The 1,136-nt window shown below is 60.2% G+C and carries 1 pseudogene; it reads left to right on the top strand.

Features of this window, described 5'->3' with window-relative positions:
* Positions 1-1,136, top strand: a pseudogene (locus AC1DVH_RS31545) (DUF3320 domain-containing protein); the annotation flags it as partial.

Below are 1,136 nucleotides of genomic sequence, written 5' to 3' on the forward strand. Positions count from 1 at the left end.
ACCTGGCGGAGTTGCAAGGCAACTTGAACCGTTATTGCGAAACGGTGAGTGCGCCTGTGGGTGCCAGCGGCCTGGATTTTGTCGAGGTGCTGGGCCGTTACCTCAAACTCAAGCGCAGCTACGGTGTATTGCCGACGATTGCCTTCGCGCCAATGGTGGCTTGGACTCGGGCTGATCAGCAAAAACGCCGCGAACTAGTTGAGGAGTTGACACTTCATCTTAGGGAGATGGGCCGCCCAGACCGGAGTCCGTTCTGGGGAAGCAAGCGAACTTATTTCTCTCCGATTGAACAGAGCAGTGCGAACGATGCATTGCAGCAGGCAAGTGCACATTTGGCCGCTCTGGACGCCACCGCCAAGGCGCTGTCGACTCGGCTGATGCTGACCCAACCCGCTACTCTCGCGGACGTTGCTGTCATCTGTCGCGCCGCAAGGCGGGCAGCTGAAGCTCCTCGTTTGCAAGGAGTAGAGCTGAGTACGGGTGACTGGCAACTGCGCCGTGACGCAATCCGCGAGTTGCTCGATGCCGGCCAGCGCATGAGCACATGCAGGGCCAACCACGGCACCCAGCTGATTGAGGCCGCGTGGGAGCAGGACCTGTTAGACGTTCGGCAGAACCTGCTGGCCTACGGTGACAAGTGGTGGAAGGTATTTTCCGGGCGCTATCGCGCAGCAAAGGCTCGCTTGCAAGGGCTAGCGCAGAATACGCTGCCTGGCAGCAACGCCGAGCAGCTCACTCTGGTCGATTCGGTCTTGGTCTATCAACAGAGCAAGAAAGTTTACGACCAGCATGAGGGGCTGGGTAGTGCGCTCTTCGGTGCTCAATGGCAGCGTCAACAGTCCGACTGGGCGGTGCTGGAGCGCGTCAGCACCTGGGTTGTCCAGCTCTACGAAGACCTCGGCAACGGCCATGTCCCGCAGGGAATTATTGCGTTCCTCGCCGGGCACACGGATGCCAGTGGGCTCGGGGAGACAGTTTGTGACATTGAGGTGCACCTCGCTGGTCTTGATCAAGCATTGCTAGCCGGCCTGGAAGTCACCGGTATGCAGGATGACACCGTGCAAGCTCTGCGTAGTCTGGATCTCCCCGCCTTGGGTGAGCGCTTGCAGCTGTGGCGGTCCAGCCTGGGCGCGCTC

The organism is Pseudomonas sp. P4_C3 (genome assembly GCF_056402075.1).